General features: G+C 42.8%; 15 protein-coding genes. 5 read left to right on the top strand and 10 right to left on the bottom strand.

Annotated features, from left to right (window positions below; genetic code table 11):
- Nucleotides 1–52: 52 nt before the first annotated feature.
- Together Q0993_RS06840 and Q0993_RS06835 are read left to right on the top strand one after the other, a co-directional pair.
- Nucleotides 53–949, top strand: a complete 897-nt coding sequence (locus Q0993_RS06840; RefSeq protein WP_299531101.1) for a hypothetical protein — start codon at nt 53–55, stop codon at nt 947–949.
- 37 nt (nt 950–986) lie between these two features.
- The gene (locus Q0993_RS06835; RefSeq protein WP_299531099.1) at nt 987–2528 is read left to right on the top strand and encodes a glycine--tRNA ligase; all 1542 of its coding nucleotides are present in this window, start codon (nt 987–989) and stop codon (nt 2526–2528) included.
- Between the two features lie 214 nt (nt 2529–2742).
- Here the strand turns inward: Q0993_RS06835 and Q0993_RS06830 are convergent, their stop codons facing one another.
- From Q0993_RS06830 to Q0993_RS06820, 3 genes are all read right to left on the bottom strand, one after another.
- Complete coding sequence (locus Q0993_RS06830) at nt 2743–3612, bottom strand: alpha/beta hydrolase-fold protein (protein WP_299531098.1); 870 nt, start codon at nt 3610–3612, stop codon at nt 2743–2745.
- A 69-nt stretch (nt 3613–3681) separates the two neighbouring features.
- Nucleotides 3682–4473 carry an AraC family transcriptional regulator gene (locus tag Q0993_RS06825; RefSeq protein ID WP_299531095.1) on the bottom strand — a complete coding sequence of 264 codons (792 nt, stop codon included), beginning with the start codon at nt 4471–4473 and terminating at the stop codon, nt 3682–3684.
- Between the two features lie 244 nt (nt 4474–4717).
- Entirely contained in the window at nt 4718–5431 is a 714-nt protein-coding gene (locus Q0993_RS06820) for a hypothetical protein (protein ID WP_299531092.1), read from the bottom strand.
- Nucleotides 5432–5658: 227 nt separating this feature from the next.
- Between Q0993_RS06820 and katG the strand changes: the two genes are divergently transcribed.
- On the top strand, nt 5659–7881 hold the full coding sequence (katG, locus tag Q0993_RS06815; protein ID WP_299531089.1) for a catalase/peroxidase HPI: 2223 nt from the start codon (nt 5659–5661) through the stop codon (nt 7879–7881).
- 132 nt (nt 7882–8013) lie between these two features.
- Here the strand turns inward: katG and Q0993_RS06810 are convergent, their stop codons facing one another.
- The 6 genes from Q0993_RS06810 to Q0993_RS06785 all read right to left on the bottom strand — a co-directional run bounded on the left by Q0993_RS06810 (nt 8014) and on the right by Q0993_RS06785 (nt 15805).
- Nucleotides 8014–9591 (bottom strand): ThuA domain-containing protein, encoded by a 1578-nt coding sequence (locus Q0993_RS06810; protein ID WP_299531086.1) that lies wholly within the window; start codon nt 9589–9591, stop codon nt 8014–8016.
- Between the two features lie 11 nt (nt 9592–9602).
- Nucleotides 9603–10928 (bottom strand): hypothetical protein, encoded by a 1326-nt coding sequence (locus Q0993_RS06805; RefSeq protein WP_299531083.1) that lies wholly within the window; start codon nt 10926–10928, stop codon nt 9603–9605.
- An 11-nt stretch (nt 10929–10939) separates the two neighbouring features.
- Nucleotides 10940–11926 (bottom strand): nucleoside hydrolase, encoded by a 987-nt coding sequence (locus Q0993_RS06800; protein ID WP_299531081.1) that lies wholly within the window; start codon nt 11924–11926, stop codon nt 10940–10942.
- Nucleotides 11923–12918, bottom strand: a complete 996-nt coding sequence (locus Q0993_RS06795) for a LacI family DNA-binding transcriptional regulator (RefSeq protein ID WP_299531079.1) — start codon at nt 12916–12918, stop codon at nt 11923–11925. The genes Q0993_RS06800 and Q0993_RS06795 overlap by 4 nt, the downstream gene beginning before the upstream one ends.
- Before the next feature lie 256 nt (nt 12919–13174).
- Entirely contained in the window at nt 13175–15256 is a 2082-nt protein-coding gene (locus tag Q0993_RS06790; RefSeq protein WP_299531077.1) for a TonB-dependent receptor, read from the bottom strand.
- Between the two features lie 30 nt (nt 15257–15286).
- Nucleotides 15287–15805: a hypothetical protein gene (locus Q0993_RS06785; protein WP_299531075.1), complete on the bottom strand. Its 519-nt coding sequence runs from the start codon at nt 15803–15805 to the stop codon at nt 15287–15289.
- Nucleotides 15806–15934: 129 nt separating this feature from the next.
- On the opposite strand from Q0993_RS06785, the gene Q0993_RS06780 reads away from it, so the two are divergent.
- On the top strand, nt 15935–16699 hold the full coding sequence (locus Q0993_RS06780) for an exodeoxyribonuclease III (RefSeq protein WP_299531073.1): 765 nt from the start codon (nt 15935–15937) through the stop codon (nt 16697–16699).
- A gap of 68 nt (nt 16700–16767) precedes the next feature.
- Nucleotides 16768–17808, top strand: coding sequence for an NADP(H)-dependent aldo-keto reductase (locus Q0993_RS06775; protein ID WP_299531070.1), 1041 nt, complete (start codon nt 16768–16770; stop codon nt 17806–17808).
- Between the two features lies 1 nt (nt 17809).
- Here Q0993_RS06775 and radA read toward each other — a convergent pair whose 3' ends face one another.
- Nucleotides 17810–19171: a DNA repair protein RadA gene (gene radA / locus Q0993_RS06770; RefSeq protein ID WP_299531068.1), complete on the bottom strand. Its 1362-nt coding sequence runs from the start codon at nt 19169–19171 to the stop codon at nt 17810–17812.
- Nucleotides 19172–19229 lie beyond the last annotated feature (58 nt).

Below are 19229 nucleotides of genomic sequence, written 5' to 3'. Positions count from 1 at the left end.
TGGAGCGGAACAAATCTTATATACTTTAACCTACTAAAGCTTACTTGCTCTGATGGATGGTCAAGATAATAAATTCAACTATAAAATAATCCTTACTGCTTTGGCGGCGGTGATTATAGGTATTCTTATTGCCTTCTATTACAGCTATGCCCAATCCCAAAGCCAAATCGACTTTTTAGAGCAGGAAAAGGAGCTTTTGGTTAAGGACCTTACCTTAATGAAGGCAGATGTTGATCGACTTTCCGCGCTCAACGAGGTCAACGAAATTGAATTGCAGGATTCCAGATATCGTGTACAGCAGTTATTGGACTCGGTTGGAAGGCTTAATTTTACCGTGGATAGATTACGGGAATACAAAACCGAACTTCGTAGACTGGAGGCCAAGAACGATAGTCTTAAGCTTAAAAACAACTTCCTGAGATACAACAATATGTTGCTATCCGATAAGTATGAGGAAACACGAAAGCAAATAGAGGAACTAAGGACCAAAAGCAATTCCTTGGCAGAAGCGGAAGCTCTGCAGCGCAGGAAGATCCAGGAACTGAATAAGGAACTGAAGAGCAAGCGGTATTTGACATTGAGAGGCTCGGAAGGAATAGGCTTTCGATTAAGAAGCGGAAAACCCATACGGACCAATAAGGCATCGACCATAGAAAAACTAAGGGGCTGTGTTACCATCATGGCCGATCCCAATATCATAAACACCGAAAAGGTAATTTACTTCCAGTTTTTAGGCCCCAACATGGGGGTCATAGAGGATAATGCCAATACCATTTCCGTAAATGGAAACATTTACAGCAAGCGTGTGGAGGTCGTCTTTACAGGGGAACAGAAAAATATTTGCGACTTCATAACCCTTCCCGAGGGGTCCTTGGAAGGGGGCACATATACCCTTAATGTTTTCGAGGACGAACGTCTCCTGGCCTCTTCCGAATTTCAATTGAAATAATTAGCACTTTTTTAGGGTAATATTCTATTTTTGCCGAATGGCAAAACAAGATGACGATTTAAGACGGGTAATCTCGCATGCTAAGGAATACGGCTATGTATTCCAATCCAGCGAGATATATGACGGTCTAAGTGCCGTTTATGATTACGCCCAGAATGGCGTGGAACTCAAAAAAAATATACGGGAGTACTGGTGGAAGGCCATGGTGCAGCTCAATGAAAATATCGTTGGTCTGGATGCGGCCATTTTTATGCACCCTACCACTTGGAAAGCCTCGGGCCACGTGGATGCTTTCAACGATCCGTTAATAGACAACAAGGATTCAAAAAAAAGATATCGGGCCGATGTTTTGGTGGAGGAACATGTAGCCAAGATCGAGGCCAAAATCGAAAAGGAGGTGGCAAAGGCCGCCAAACGTTTTGGGGATAAATTTGATAAGGAACAATTTTTGGCCACCAACACGCGGGTGGTCGATTATCAGGAACAGGCAACCACCATATTAAAACGTTTAGGGAAGTCCTTGGAAAAGGAGGACCTGGCGGATGTGAAAAAGCTCATTGAGGAATTGGAAATCGCCTGCCCCATGTCCGGATCAAGAAATTGGACGGAGGTAAAACAATTTAACCTTATGTTCGGTACCAAATTGGGCGCTTCCGCCGATACGGCCACCGATTTGTATCTCCGCCCGGAAACGGCCCAAGGAATTTTCGTCAACTTTTTGAACGTGCAGAAAACAGGGCGGATGAAGATTCCCTTTGGTATCGCACAAACCGGAAAAGCTTTCCGTAACGAAATCGTGGCGCGGCAGTTCATTTTCCGAATGCGTGAGTTCGAGCAGATGGAAATGCAGTTTTTTATTAAACCGGGTACCCAAAAGGAATGGTATGACAAGTGGAAGGAAAATCGCCTAAAGTGGCATTTGTCCCTAGGAATGGGCGAAGAAAACTATCGCTTTCACGACCATGAAAAGCTGGCACATTACGCAGATGCTGCCGCTGATATCGAATTCCGTTTCCCAATCGGGTTCAAGGAATTGGAGGGAATCCATTCCCGAACCGATTTCGATTTGGGAAGTCATGAAAAATATTCCGGTAAAAAATTGCAATATTTTGACACGGATACCCGAGAAAGTTATGTCCCTTATGTAATAGAGACCTCCATAGGTTTGGATCGGATGTTCCTCTCCGTTTTTAGTCATTCGCTACAGGAAGAGGAGTTGGAGAATGGTACCTTCCGGACGGTATTGCGGCTACCCGCGGTATTGGCCCCAACCAAGGCCGCTGTATTGCCCTTGGTCAAAAAAGATGGTCTTCCGGAAATTGCCCGTAAGATCATTTCCGATTTAAAATGGGATTTCAATGTGGCCTATGACGAAAAGGATGCCGTAGGCAGAAGGTACCGACGGCAGGATGCCGCGGGCACCCCGTTTTGTATTACCGTGGATCATCAGACCTTGGAAGATGATACGGTAACCCTACGCCACCGGGATACTATGGAACAGCAACGTATTAAGTTGGCCGAGGTAAAATCCATTATTGCCAAAGAGGTAGATATGCGGGAGTGGTTATTAAAGATATAGTATTCTCTTTACAAAACTGTTTTTGTTGATTATAACCATAGCTCTGCTATAACCCGGCCTTTTTTATAAGAGATCGAGGGGGGCTTTTTCCTTATTCACCAAGTTCTTTACTAACAAATTGAATGGCTTTGATGAAGCACCAAAGCCGTTATTAGTTTTTGTTAGCAAGCGTATGCATACTTATTATCCCATTTTACTTTAGGTTTTAGATTGGTTATTCGGTTATCAAACCCGATAACCACGTAACACTATGTACACCCGTCATCGGAAACGCTGTTTCGTGACTACCCTCAATAACTACATGCTCTATGGATAAACCATTATCGTTTCTAGCTTTCAACGAATTAACAAATTCACTTATTGGCTCGTGCAGCTCCTCCTCCTCCAAAGTGCCGTTTGAAATAAAGACGTTGACATTGAGCCTTTTACTTTTAAACTCCACGTTATGCTCTCCCTTATGAAGTATTTGAACTGATGGGCTGCCAAGAATATAGTTTTTGAAAGTATCAGGCTGCTTCATTATTATATAAGCGCCAAATAATCCGCTTAGGGAATAGCCAAAATAAGAACGATTATTGGGGTTCGTACGATAGTTCTTTTCTATGTAATTAAAAACATTATTGCGAATAAAATCCAAGTGATTATCGGCTTGGCCAAACTGCAATTTTGGGTGATCCGGGTGGGTTGTTTTCCAGAACGAGTAATCTTCAAATCGACTGGCATGAACCCCATATTTTTGCTTTACATCTTCCTCTATATCCTTCCGCCAGGAAATTCCAACCAAAATAGCATCTTTCATTATGTACTCAGTGGAACCGGATAATATTTCAATGTGCCACATGGCATCGGTAAAATAAAGCACGGGATATTTGATATCACCGTTTTCCGAATATCCCTCTGGCAACTTGATATAAAGTTCATATTGCCTGTCATTTTTGGCATCCTTTATCGGGATAACCCGTATCCGAGGCAATTCCAAATGGGAACTTTCTGCTATTTGTGTAGTATCGTTTACAATACTTTCTTGGGCAGAGACAGTGTTAAGCGATATGATAATCAGAATTATTAATTCACTGGTTTTCATGTTTTCTTTCTTATAAATGAGTTAGTTTCTCATTGGTTTAATTAGAAAACAAATGTAATTCCCGGGGGGTTACCAGTCTTGTAAAATCTTGCTATTCTTTTTATAGTCTCCAGGAGTTACCCCAACGTATTTTTTGAAACTATGCGTAAAATGACTTTGGTCATAAAACCCTGATTCAAGGGCAATTTCTACCAAAGGCGCATCCGTATAAAAAAGTTTTTTTGAGTTTTCTATTCTAATAGTGGTTAGATATTCCAAAGGTGTTAAACCAATGCTCTTTTTAAAGCTTTTTTGTAGTTTAAATTTATTCACTTTAAACTTTTGCTGTAGCATCTCTAAAGTGATCGATTGGCTATAATTTAGGGACAAATAGTTTAGAATATCATCAAAAGGTTCATCGACATTTTTTTGAAAATAAGATCGTTTAACATCATTCAAAGTATTCAAAAAAAGATTTTCAAGGATTTTAAAAATTGATGCTTCGTTTATGTCAAACTCACTGTTCCCATATGATATAAAATAAGGAAAGCTTGCTAGATGGAAATAATCAACATTTATTTTCTTTGAAACATTTTTGATGACGTCATTGCTTATATAAAGCGCCTTATAAGTCCAAGCACTGTTTTTATTGCTCCAGTTTTTATGAATTGAATAAGGGGGAATTAGTTGGAAAGCATTTTTACTAACCAAAAAATTTGTATCGCCAAATGCAATGTTTTCGCTTCCGTATTCGAGATAAGCGAGACTCCAACATTGATGAAAATGAAAAGGGAAGTGTTTACCAATAAAAGTAGCGGATTTAAGTTCAACACCATCTAACATTGTTAATTTTATTGTCTTCACCTTGTTTACGTCCATCATTTCAATTGGCAGTTAAGTATTTGTTTTTCTTGACAAAGACAGTATTTAGAGATACAATTGTGAGTATTTATAATTTTATTTTCCCTCTTTTTGAAAATAGGTTAGGTAACGGTCTCGTATAACCGTCAGTTACGGGTTTTAAGTTATTATTTTTTGGTTTATCACAAGCCTTAGCAATTCCGAGTGGATTCGGACGTAGTCGAATCCGCCGTAATTGCGGTTATACAATGTTGCCCACAGTATTTTATTCTGTTTCCGTTTCTCCAACTTTGTATTGTCTTTCAAATAAACGTACTTTTCTTTCCTCAAATCTTCCTCTACCATATCCGTGGTACATTGCAATGGAAAAATAAATAACAGCTATCGTACTAAATATTATCGAGAAATAAATATTTTCAAATTCCGAATATTCTAATGTCGTTTCGTTGACCAAGAACTTAAATCCGATTACTAGCCAAATTGCTACAAAGAATCTACTTATTATTTCATTGATTTTTGTAACAGAAAAAGTTTTATCTGTAGTAACTATTTTATAAAGAGGTCCAGTTATTTCTTCTTCTAATAAATCAACGTGAATTTCCCAATGTCTTTGCCAAGTTTTACTTCCAATATTTATGAATGCCCAAGCCAAGGATGTTACAAATCCAATACATATTACGTAATACAAAACCTCTTTATTCTCCAAATAAAAATCAGAACCAATAACACTAAAGTAACCAGCAAATGAAGCCACTTGAAATGCCCAAAAATAATTTGCTCTTTTCCAATAGTTTTCAATTTCGAAATTCTTTGCCTCCCAAGCCTTCTCGTAAGCTTTCTTTTTTTGTTCTTCAGTTAATTTCCCAAATATTTCAGTTTTATATTTTTCTTCGGATATTTCAATTAACGCATTTTCATCAGCTCTATAGAAGAACTTTTTAACTGATTCTATTTGGTCTATTAGTTTGTGGATATTCATTTCAATATTGTGGGCAACAATTGTGTATAGATCATGATTTATACATCTTTTCTATGTGGAACTAAGATAATCAAAAACCAAACCGTATTCTATGTGCTTTGTACCAAGCCATAACAAATCTTAATATCCACATAACGCAAAAAAATAACGGCACTCCGAATTGTAAGGATAAGAATCCTACTTTTAGAAAGAAATAGGAACATAACCACTTAAAAATAAAATTAGAGATGGATTCTACACACAACGGTCAGGGCGACATAAGCAAATGCCCATTTTTAAATGGGGAGTTAAACCAAGCTGCTGGTGGGGGTACTACCAACCGCGATTGGTGGCCCAACTCCTTAAATCTGAACATTCTACGCCAACATTCCAATTTGGCCGATCCCATGGATGAGGATTTTGACTATGCCGAGGAATTCAAATCGTTGGATTTGGCAGCGGTAAAAAAAGACCTCACGGATTTAATGACCAATAGCCAGGACTGGTGGCCGGCAGATTACGGACATTATGGACCGTTCTTTATTCGCATGGCATGGCATGCCGCTGGAACCTATCGCATTGCCGATGGCCGCGGTGGTGGAGGAACCGGGGCCCAGCGTTTTGCCCCTTTGAATAGTTGGCCGGACAATGCCAATCTGGACAAGGCCCGTCTATTGCTTTGGCCCATAAAACAGAAATATGGCAAGAAAATCTCCTGGGCAGACCTGTTGATTCTAACGGGTAATGTGGCTCACGAATCCATGGGCTTGCCCATGTATGGTTTTGCCGGAGGCCGTGAGGATATCTGGCAGCCCGAAGAGGATATTTACTGGGGTTCGGAGGCCGAATGGTTGGGGAACAAAGCCCGGTATTCGGATAAAGGTGAATTGGAAAATCCTTTGGGAGCGGCCCATATGGGATTGATCTATGTAAATCCCGAAGGCCCGAATGCCAATCCGGATCCTGTTGCCGCAGCACATGACATTCGCGAAACTTTTGGTCGCATGGCCATGAACGACTATGAGACCGTAGCCTTGATTGCGGGAGGCCATACCTTTGGCAAAACACACGGTGCCGCCAGCGATGCCGAATTTGTAGAAGCGGAACCTGCCGGAGCTTCCATTGAAATGCAGAGTATGGGCTGGAAGAACAACTTTGGGAGCGGTAAAGGTGCCGATACCATTACCAGTGGTCTGGAAGGGGCTTGGACGGATACGCCCACAAAATGGAGCCATAAATTCTTCGAAAACCTGTTTGGTTACGAATGGGAACTGACCCAAAGTCCGGCAGGGGCACACCAATGGAAACCTAAGGATGGAGCCGGTGCCGGTACGGTACCTGATGCCCACGACCCGGAAAAACGAAACGACCCTTTTATGTTGACCACGGATCTGGCCTTGCGCATGGATCCGGACTACGAAAAGATTTCACGGCATTTCTACGAGAACCCGGATGAATTTGCGGATGCCTATGCAAAGGCCTGGTTTAAGTTGACCCATAGGGATATGGGACCGGTTTCCCGTTATCTGGGGCCAGAGGTGCCCCAGGAAGAGTTGATATGGCAAGATCCCATACCTGCCGTAGATCATGAATTGATCAATGCAAATGATATCGCCGACCTTAAAGCCAAGATTTTGGATTCCGGGCTATCCATTTCACAATTGGTGGCTACAGCTTGGGCCTCGGCCTCAACTTTTCGTGGTTCCGATTTCCGTGGAGGGGCCAACGGTGCCCGCGTGCGCTTGGCACCACAAAAAGACTGGAAAGTGAACAATCCTGCCCAATTGGCCAAGGTGTTGGAGGTCTTGGAAGGTGTTCAAGCCACATTCAATGCAACCCAAACTGGAGGCAAAAAAGTTTCGCTGGCGGATTTAATTGTTTTAGGTGGGAGTGCTGCTGTGGAAAAGGCCGCAGAGAATGCCGGTGAAGCTATATCAGTACCTTTTACACCAGGACGTACCGATGCCAGTGCAGAGCAGACCGATGCAGAATCCTTTGAAGTGCTTGAGCCTCAAGCGGACGGATTCCGAAACTATGCAAGAACCAAGTTTTCCGTAGCTACGGAGGAATTGTTGGTGGACAAGGCGCAATTGATGACCTTGACCGCTCCGGAAATGACCGTTTTGGTAGGTGGAATGCGTGTATTGGATACCAATTTTGATAAATCGCACAATGGCGTATTTACCCATAAACCGGAAACGCTCACGAATGACTTTTTTGTAAATCTACTAGACCTGAACACCGAATGGAAAGCGGTTTCCGAGGATGAGGAAATATTCGAGGGACGCGACCGCAAAACAGGCGATTTAAAATGGACCGCTTCCAGGGTAGATCTTATTTTTGGATCCAACACGGAACTTAGGGCCATTGCCGAAGTATATGGTTGCCACGATGCCCAAAAGAAATTTGTAAGGGACTTTGTTGCGGCTTGGAACAAAGTAATGAACTTGGACCGATTTGATTTGAATTAGTAAAATTGATATGTAGGTGTAAAGCATCCCACCACTCGGTGGGATGCTTTTTTTGACAGCACTACATAACAAAACAGGGTCTTAAAGTTGAAATGGCAAATCCACCATAAAAGGAGGATTATAAAGGAAACACTAATTCGTTAGGCCATATCTGGATTTTAAGTATTCCAGTATATGGGCCATTTCGGAATCATCCAGAGGTCTCTCGTATAGCAACAAACGGGCAATTTCACCATCAAAAGACTCCGACCCGGGATGGTTGGTGGCATCCCTTTCCGTCCCAATGGCCAATTTAGAGGGGTTGGAATGGATATTTACCGGATATTCTCCAGAGGCCACAGGTTTTATTTCATTTACAAAGAGCTCTATTTCTACATGGCCCGTGCCCGATCCCATTCTTGCGGCGATGATATAATATGTATTCGGTTCCAGTTGTATTCCGGTGATTTTTGGATTGTTCTGGTCAAATCGCCCAAAAGTGACGCCATTGCGCGAACCACACCACACTGTAAGGTCGTCGTTAAGGCTACCCCATATTCCTTCATAATTGCCCCCATTTCTCAAGTTCCCTAAAAATGAATTCACATCCTTTAAACGATGCAATCCAAATTCCGTCGGTTCCGTACTACTTTGCGTCCTATAGGGTTTTAGTACCGTAAACCAAGTATAACCGCTTCCCGTTACCAAGTAATCAAAGGTATCCTCTTTTCCATTTACCAGCTCGTCCTCTTCAAATACTATGGCATTGTGTCCCGCTATTTCTTGGATGTTCTTTTTAAGCTTAGGCCTTCCGGATCCCGGATCGGTAATTCGCACACCATAATCATTGGGAGTAAAATCTTGGGCTTCGCTAAGTGCAACACCATTGGTCCATTTCAATACTTCTTCCTTTTCATTGGTAACCACATTATGGTCCGCATCCAAATCTAGAATTAGGCCGTCCAATGCAGGTTTCGTTTTATCCTTTGCATTGTGGGCCGCCCATTGGATACCTCCTTCAATAAGTCTTTGATAATCGACATTTTGATAAACCTCGACAGTATGGCCCAAAGAGGTGAAAAAAGACCGACCCCCGTCAAAATATTGGTACCATGTAAAGGGATGATCACCCATTTTTAAACTGGAATCGGCCTGGTACGAATTCTCATCCAGTGATAAAAGTACATTGACCCTACCACGGGGGTTGGATGAAAAATAATGCCACTCGTCCTTTATCCGCCATTTCCTAGGAAGGTGATATGTGCTGTTCTGATCGGAATTTTCAATGACCAGGGTTGCATTTTGTACCTCGGGGTGACCTACCAAGCGCGTCCCTATAAGTTGTTCATACCAAGCTTGGAATTCTTTCTCTTCATGCCAAATGGCACCTGCGCAATGAATCCCCACAAAGCCTCCGCCATTTCTAATAAAATTCTGAAGCGCCTGTCCCTGTGATTTAGAGAAAATGGCACTTTCCGTACCACAATTGTTATTGAAGATTACAACATCCGTCTTTAAAAGTCGGGATTCGTTCAAGGTATTGGCATCAGCTGTAGAAAAGACTTCCCATCCATTTTTCTTGCCAAGCGATTCCACCAATAGCAAGGCTTCCTCCTTTGAATCGTGCTGGTATCCGCTATCGGCTTGAAAATTAAGGATTCGAATGGTCTCCTGCCCGATTAAAATTGGTGAACTTAGGAAGAAAAGCGTAAGAAAAGCTAGCCTGTTCATAGAATTGGACATCAGCGTTTCATTGAAAAGATTGCAGGGGCACTTTCAGTACCGCTCGCATTAATGGCCTTAATGGTATAGGAGTCTTCTCCAAGTGAATTTCCAATATTGAATTTGGTCCCATATACCTGATGGATAAATTCACCTTTTTGATAAACATTGTACCCCACAACCCAGCTACCTTTTGTGGAATCGGTGGAAGCTTCCCAATGGATGCTATGTTCCCCATCCCTTGAAACTAATCGTACATTTTTTGGAGTGGTCGGGGGAGAGGTATCCAAATCGGGAACAGCACCCATCATCAATGCCTCAATTTCGGCCGCTATCGCGTCATCTTCCCTATTTTTCTGGATATGCCCCTGTTTTCTATCGATGTTAGGGTCCCAGAGGCATTCTCCATTTTTGGATAGGGTAATCTTGCCATTGGTGTATGCCCTATAGTTATTGGCCTCCCCACGGATAGCATAGTGCAGGGCACATTGATCATTGCTATGGCGCGAAATGTCGTCCGCACCACCACGATATTCAAAATGACGCTCATAACTTTTGCGGACAATTTGATTTTCCGGTAGCTTCTTCAGTCCCTGTCCGGTAATGACATTGCCATTATTGGCATTGTGGTAGTCCCCGTTGCCATTTTCCCAACCTGAGGCTATAAAAGGGGCAGGGCAATTCTCGATAACGTAACGGCACATTCGATTTCGTTCAGGTCTCAAGCAGGACCAGTCCGTATAGGAACAGAGTGCATCCGCCCCGCCCCAATTGGTTCTGTCCAAGCCTTTGTTATTTAAGAAGTTTCCACCCATGGTGGCTACGAGCTTTACTTTGTCCCTTACCAGTTCCACCCCGGTCTTGTCACTAAACTCGTCCGGACCGGATTGCAGTAGACCATAAAAATTATGCATGGTCCCGATAATGACTACCGTAATACTGGTGTCCTTGGCACTCTCCAAAATCTCACGATACAGTTTTACCCCATCAAGAGAATCCTCCCAGTTCTGTAGTTCCCGGGGATAGTCCTTGGCAATATGATAGTCATAGGTATTTTCAGTGGCATGTATTTTTTTGGAATACCCCTTATAGTCGCCTACGGGAATGGCCTTCCTATTATAGAAATAGTTGATGGAACTAATACATAAGGCGGATTCTTTTTGATCGGTGGAATTGATGATGGCCAAGATATCGCATTCCCCTTGGGTGGCCATGGTCTGAAGCATGGCAATACAACCTACATCGTCCGGATCAAAAGAAGGATCCGTATCCAAGATAACTTTTTCCTGAGCACTTCCCCCAAGGAATGACAGCACTAAAACGGGTATAAATATAAGGTTCTTCATAAGAGTGGTTTTTAGAAATTCCCTAGCATAAAGGCTTCAAGTTCTTTTTCCATTTGAGGGATGTCCTTATCAAGTACTAGATAGGAGTGATTGGAATTTGTTGCTGACTTCCAGATATTGCCGCCGGCTTCATCCGCTATGCAAATGCCGTCAGAAACTTTGTGCCAGTAGTCTCCCAAACCATTCCGGACCGCATACAAAACTGCGGTTTGATCAAATGTGGCATTGTCAATGATCCTTCCCATGAATAAATGATTCATCCAAGGGGCATATTTACTGAAATGGAAGAAGCCCAGGTAAAGCGGGGAGTCCTTGGGAAGGTCATTGAACACCTCGCCCGTTCTTATCTTGGAACCCAGTTCGGCACCGGAAAAGGTTATGGGCAAGTTGAGGTTTTCCAACACATACTTTGTAACACCGGGCATATCCCCGTTAAAATTCCATTCATCCTTACTTGTTGGGAAATTACCGCCCATGATTACAAATTCCCTTACTTTGGCGTGAATCAATTCCGAGCCGGCAAGAGGGGAGAAAGCATCGGGCTTTGAGTCGATCAGTCTTTTAATGTTCATCAAAGGCCCTACGGTAATTAGTACAATACTCTGGTCTTCGCTTCCACCCAGCAATTTCCGATATAGCTCGGTAGCATCCGGAGCGTTGTTATAGGTAACATCATGTTTTAGGTTGTCCGCAATAACCTTGCTATGGTTCCAAGGTGTTTCATGGGGATTGTCCTTTCTTAACCCAATGGGGATATCCGGATTGCCATAATGGGTGTTTACAGCGTCAATAGCACTTACGGCATACTTTTCCACATTCCAACACATGACCGCTAGAAGGTCGATTTCACCTTTGTTTTGAAAATGATTGAGCATGGCCAGGGCTCCCAGATCATCCGCATCGCCTCCAAAATCAGTATCAAAAATAATTTTGGTCTGGGAAAAAATCACCGGACCCCATAATAGAAAAAGGAAACAATAAAATAGTTTGGTTTTCATGACTCTATTGATTTTACGGATTCGCGCTCTATGAAATTGGGTTTTAGCATTTGGTTTTTTACGGTTTCACCGGTCATAAGCTTAAACAAGGTTTCCACAGCCACTTTGCCAATGTCCTGCATGGGTTGTTGTATGGCCGTAAGGGCCGGGGATAACAATTCAAAATAGGGTTGTTCATCAAAGGCAATAAGCGAAACATCTCCCGGAATATGCAAACCGGCCTCTTTAACCGCTTTCATTGCCCCCAATGCAATTTGGTTGTTCAATGCGAAGATTGCCGTAGGGCGATTCCTTTTTTGCAATAGCTCCCGTGTAGACTCATAGCCATTTTGGATGCTATAGCCAGCACCGGAAATCCGAATGAAATTCGATATTTTGTGGTCTTCCATTGCTTTTCGATACCCAAGAATTCTATTTTCATTTACCGAGGTGTGCCCTAGCCCTTGGATGCAGGTAATATTTTGATGCCCCTTTTGGATCAAGAATTTCGTTGCGGAATATGCGCCTTGGTAGTTGTCCGTAGTAACAAAGGGAATAGTTTGGTCCTTGAAATAACGGTCTATCAGCACTACAGGAACTTTGGAATCCTTGATAAAATGGTCATATTTTTTGCCTACGGGCGCCACCAAGAGACCGTCTACTTTTCTGCCCAAAAGAAGATGCAGGGACTCCTTCTCCAAGCTCGTCTCATCCTTGGTATCGCATAATAGGATCATTTTGTCCCTTCTTCGGAGTTCTATTTCTACCGTTCGGGCGAGGTTGGCAAAAAAGGGATTACTGATATCCGGGATAATTAGCCCTATGGTATTGGTTTCCTGAAGACGTAGATTACGGGCAATTTGATTGGGTTCAAATTTGTGCTTCCTTGCCCCATCCCTTACTCTTAAGGCAGTTTTTGGACTGATGCGGTATTTTTTTTCTTGACCGGTCAAGACACGGGAAACCGTGGTTGTGGACATATTGAGTTCCTGTGCCAATTCCTTTATGGTCATAATTTCTATTTGTGGTCGAAAATTTGCACAATCGATTGTGCAAATATATAAATTTTTTATAAATAGAGCGTATTCCCAAAATCCAAGAGTATTAAATACCGCTTCGCAAATATTAAAAGAGATATACTTTAGAAATTGGAAGTATTCATTTTCGGGGCCAATTCAATTGGCCGGATACGAAAATTGTCGGTTGTCAGATTTTGAGTGTACTAAGACTTTTGGGCAGTTTCTTGATGGATTTGAAATCGTATTTATATCACAGGAAATAACTAACTCGAATGCTGCCGTACACATTCCGGTCATTCCCAGGGTAAAAATAGCGCGGTTCGTTGCCACCAAAACTACCGGCATTGATCAAAACGGATTGGGCATATTTTGTATTTGCGATGTTATTCATCCCAAAATCCAGCCCAAGGGTCAATTTTTGGAGAAGCGTGGTACGATATCCCAATCTTGAATTAAAGACATTGAAGCTATCACTGTATACTGTATTTTCATCCCTCAGTGAAATTTCATCCACAAACTGATGGGTGGTGTTCCAGTAGAATCCAGGGCCCCATTGTAGTCTTAAACCAGAATTGATACGATGCTTGGGTACCCCTGTCAAAGGATTTCCCGAAAAGTCGTCGTCCCCATCTACAAAGTCCACAAAACTATGGTCGCTAAAAGTGTAATTGATAAAAGGGGAAATGCGCAGTTTTTCGGAAATGTCCCAGTCATAATTTACTTCCATATCCAATCCCTGATGTTTGGTTTGGCCGGCGTTCCTGCCCACAAACTGGTCATCCCCCACTCTTTGGGCGACCAATAAATTTTTAATATCCATGCGATACAGGGCGGCATCAATAGTGAGTTTTTTGTTTGCAAAGGCCACAAAGGCCCCCGCTTCATAGTTTGTTCCAGTTTCTTGGGCGATATCGGGATTAATGACACCGTCCGGGGTCAATGTTTCCTCTAAACTGGGATTGGAAAACCCCCTACTTATATTGGCATAAAGCTTTTGTCCTGAGGCAAAGGCATAATCTAGATTAAGGCTGGGCATTACGATAACCTTAAAATCACGTTCCGCGCTCCTATTTTGAGCCCCTGAATTGAATAGGTCCCGAAAATCGTAGTTGGTCTTATTAATGTTTAGGCCCGCCTGGGCTATAAATCTATTTCCCAATGGAATTGTCAAGGCACCAAACCCATTGAATTGCCTTCGGAACTCTCTGTTATCACTCAGTCTATCACCTTGGAGACTTCCGTTACCATTATTCTCTTGATACAGGTTCTCAAAAGTACCCCAATGGTATTCGTCCTTATACAATTCACCACCAAAGGTATATTGGGCATTTTGCCCTCCCAGATCGAAGCTTCCCGAAAATCGTGTCCGAAAACCATAGCCATTGGTAAACTCATCTAAAATATTGAATGGTCTGGGTTCAAAGTGGTCCAAATAGGTGTAAAAAACGCTCGTATTGTTTTCTAACTTGTCCGAAAATTTATGATTCAAGGACAAGCCCAACAGGGTATAATTGTTGGTTTCAAAACCTTGAGATGCGGCCCAGGTAAAGGCGGCTTGGGTAGGATCCTCATCAAAAGCCGTTTGACTAAGGGAGCTCGGGATCTGTGCCGTGTAGTCAATATGGTTTACTAGTAGTGAAATGGTATTTTTTCTACTAATTTTCACAGAAGTGTTCAAGAGAAAACCATCCCGTTCAAACCTATTGTTTTCCCGATAGCCATCTGTCTCCATATGGCCGTAGTGAAATCCTAGGGATAGTTTTCCTTCCTTATGAAGAAAAGAAAGATTGTTTTTAAGGAGTGCATAGGAACCTACGGTGAAATTGTTGCGGAATTCGGTGGATTCTTCCTTTCGTTCCCTTGAGTCAAGGATTATTGCCCCACCCAAATTGGTTCCAAAAGCGACTCCTTTTGGGCCTTTTATGACCTCAATGGCGGCAAGATTTTCAAGATCGAATGCCTCAATGGTGGAAAAGCCTGTACCATTGGTAACCGGGATATCGTTATAATACAGGCGTAATTTGTCCGTGCCGAACGGGGTCCGTGCACCTACGCCTCGGATGGTTATCCGGTTGGTATTCAAGGCTCCGGAAAGAATATAGACCCCCGGGATTTGGTTAATGGCCGAAACCGCGTCGATGGGACTATAATTTTGGAAGACTTCGGGGCCAATAACACGGGAGGGAACAATTCCAATGGCATTTTTAATTCGCACACTGTCCGTAAGGACTACCTCGTCCAAACGGGTCACACTGTCTTTTTGGGTCGGTTCCTGTGACCCAACCAAAAATGGAAAACATAAAAGCACGGGAAATAGAAAGGATACCTTCATTCATTATGAATCAAGGTTTAAAATTAGGGATTAAAATCGAAATCCAACCGATAGACCCGCCCTATACATGAAAGAATCCTGAAAATCCTCCGGATTTATGTTTCTCCCTAAACCTCCGCTTATTTCCAAACTAAAACGCTGACTTCGGGTAACCCACTTATTGCCAATGCCAAAACCGAGGGCCAAAGTACTATAATCATTGTTGCGGATGCCCAAAGTATCCGAATTCACTTCATCCTCACCGGTATAATACAGCCCAAAGGCCTCGGCAAAAAACCCACTTCTTGGCCCAAAACCAAAATAGGCCCTAAAATTTGGGCCTATGCCAAAATTACCGTTGTAATCCTCGGCATCACCATCAAAATACAACGTGCCCCCTATACTGATGTCCTCATTAAGGAAATATTCATAAGAACCTTCGGCTGTGGCAGTGACCAAAAAAAGCCCTATGTTAAACTTTATTTCGTGTTCGTTGCCCAATGGAGGATAGGCTTGGGCATTCAAGTTACAAACACTTAGGAACAGGAAGGAGAGGAATACATTTTTCATAGGTCAAAACTAAAGGATATTGAAAGTAAATCAAATCGCGTTCCAAAAATGCCCTTTCGGTCGTAATGGTGGCAATAGCACTATGTATTTCCTATAACATTCCTTAATTTCGGCCCAAATATTTCATGAATGAAGATAGTTTCATACAACGTAAACGGTATCCGGGCCGCTCTGAACAAAGGTTTTTTGGATTGGTTGGGCACTGTAGACCCCGATGTGGTCTGTCTACAGGAAATAAAGGCCCAAGAAGATCAATTGGACCTGGAACTCTTTGAAAAGGCCGGATATTCCTATAACTATTGGTTCAGTGCCCAAAAGAAGGGGTATAGCGGGGTGGCCATTTTGTCCAAACAAAGACCGGATCATGTGGAATTTGGTACGGGAATAGACTATATGGATAACGAGGGAAGAAATCTAAGGGCCGACTACAATGGAGTCTCTATCATGAGCTTATATCTTCCTTCCGGAACCAATTTGGCCCGGTTGGAACATAAGTTAAAATATATGGCCGATTTTCAGGAGTATATCAACGGGTTAAAAAAAGAATATCCGAATTTAATAATACTAGGGGACTATAACATCTGTCATCGTGCCATAGATATCCATGATCCTGTACGAAACAAAAATGTATCCGGATTTTTGCCGGTCGAAAGAGAATGGATCGGCAATTTTATGGACAATGGATTTATAGATAGTTTCCGTTATTTTAACAAAGAACCCCATAATTATACCTGGTGGAGTTATCGCGCCAATGCCAGGAACAACAACAAAGGGTGGCGATTGGATTATGGTCTGGTAAGTGAGCCATTAGGGAATCGCTTGAAACGTTCCGTAATTCTGTCCGAAGCAAAACACAGTGATCACTGCCCCATTCTTGTGGAGTTGGAAAATTGATGCCGAGTTAAAGGGCAAAGGCATTTTAATTTGTAAATTTGGGCTTTTAAAAAACCGCCAAGCTTAGGATGAAATATACTACTTTACCGCACACCGATATTGAAGTCAGTAAAATTTGTTTGGGAACCATGACCTGGGGCAAACAGAATACGGAGGCCGAAGGACATGAACAAATGGACTATGCGTTTAATGAGGGTGTTAACTTTTTTGATACGGCCGAATTATATCCGGTACCTCCACATGCCGACCGGTATGCGGATACCGAGAAAATCATAGGAACATGGTTCAAAAGGTCCGGGAACCGGGATAAGATTATTTTGGCCAGCAAAATTGCCGGAAAAGCGGAATTTACGAAGTTCATTCGAACCACTGGATTTACGAGACAGTCCATCACACAGGCGGTAGAAGGCAGTTTGCAACGTTTGCAGACCGATTACATAGACCTCTACCAATTGCATTGGCCTGATCGAAATACCAACTTTTTTGGCCAAAGAGGGTACGCATATGACGTGACCGATCATTGGAAGGACAATATCCATCAGGTTTTGGAAACTTTGCGCGATTTGATACGTGAAGGAAAAATTCGCCATGTAGGACTTTCCAATGAAACGCCCTGGGGTGTTATGCGTTACTTGGAAGAAAGTAAGGTGCACCCAAGCCTCCCCAGAATGATTACCATACAAAACCCGTATAGTCTATTGAACCGTCTGTTTGAAGTAGGCAATGCGGAGGTGTCACATCGTGAGAAAATAGGTTTGTTGGCCTATTCCCCTCTAGGTTTCGGTACGTTGAGTGGAAAGTATTTGGGGGGTATGCAACCGGCAACCTCAAGGATTACCCTTTTCCCCAATTATAAGCGGTATAGTGGTGAAACAGCGGTAGGAGCCACGGAAAGATACCACAAATTGGCTCAGGACAACGACCTATCCATGGCCCAAATGGCCTTGGCTTTTGTAAACACGAGACCTTTTTTGACCAGTAATATCATAGGAGCCACTTCCATGCGGCAATTGCAAGAGAATATAGCCAGCATTGACGTGGAGCTGAGCGATGCGGTTCTTGAAGGTATTGAGGAAATCCATAATGCGATTCCTAATCCCGCACCATAGATCATCCAAATAATCGACGTATTACATCTTCAATTTTGGAAACCAACTGAATTTCAATTTGGGTGTTTTGTAGGCCAATTTTATTCCGTTTGGAAACGTAAATGGTGGAAAAACCCAGTTTTTCGGCTTCCAAAATACGCTGTTCCACACGTTGTACCGGCCGTATTTCCCCAGCTAAACCGATTTCTGCCGCAAAACAGATACCTTTTTCAATAGGGACGTCAATATTGCTGGAAAGAATAGCTGCAATTACGGCCAAATCTATGGCCGGATCGTCTACGGAAATACCTCCGGTAATATTTAGAAAGACATCCTTGGCCCCCAATTTAAAACCGGCACGTTTCTCAAGTACCGCCAAAAGCATATTTAAGCGTTTTGTATTGTAGCCCGTGGTGGAACGTTGGGGCGTACCATAGACGGCGGTACTTACCAGGGCCTGGATTTCAATAAGTAAGGGTCGCATTCCCTCCACGGTAGAGGCAATGGCCGTACCACTAAGTCCATCGTCGTTTTTTGAGATCAGGATTTCAGATGGATTGTTCACCTCCCTAAGTCCGTTTCCCTGCATTTCGTAAATGCCGAGTTCTGCCGTGGATCCAAACCTATTTTTTAAAGACCGCAAAATCCGATACACATAATTTCGGTCACCTTCAAATTGGAGCACGGTGTCCACCATATGTTCCAAGATCTTGGGGCCTGCTATGGAGCCGTCCTTGGTAATATGGCCTATAAGAACAACAGGGGTATTTGTTTCCTTGGCAAATTTGATGAGTTCAGCGGTGCATTCGCGAATTTGTGAAATGCTTCCGGCGGCCGATTCAATGTAATCCGAATGCAAGGTCTGTATAGAATCTATGACCACAATATCCGGTTCCAGCGTTTCGATTTGCTGAAAAATGTGCTGGGTTTTGGTCTCTGTTAGGATAAAGCAATTCTCGGTATCGGGAAAGATACGATCCGCGCGCATCTTTATTTGTTTCTGGCTTTCCTCGCCGGAAACATAGAGGGTTTTGTAGGGTAGTCTCAAGGCAATTTGTAATAATAAAGTACTTTTGCCCACTCCAGGCTCTCCTCCTAAAAGTACCATGGAACCAGGTACCAGCCCACCTCCCAATACCCTATTGAATTCTTGGTCATATACATCTAAGCGAAGCTCACGAGCTGTATTTATTTCACTGACCCGTAAAGGTTTGGCAATTTTTTTTGCAAGATTATTACTCGTTTTCCAACCACTTTTCTCCTCTTTTTGAACAACTTCCTCCACCACGGTATTCCATTGCTTGCAAGAGGTACATTGCCCTACCCATTTGGCGTATTGGGCTCCACAATTTTGACAGAAGTAGGCAGTTTTTGTTTTGGCCATCCAAACAAGTTTAGATTGACCTCAAAGGTAGCAAGAAGTTTGAAAACGGCTGTTTTTA

The organism is Ulvibacterium sp., from assembly GCF_028285715.1.
Classification (GTDB): domain Bacteria; phylum Bacteroidota; class Bacteroidia; order Flavobacteriales; family Flavobacteriaceae; genus Ulvibacterium.
Note: the sequence above shows the minus strand (reverse complement) of the source record. Positions and strands in the feature narration are given on the sequence as shown.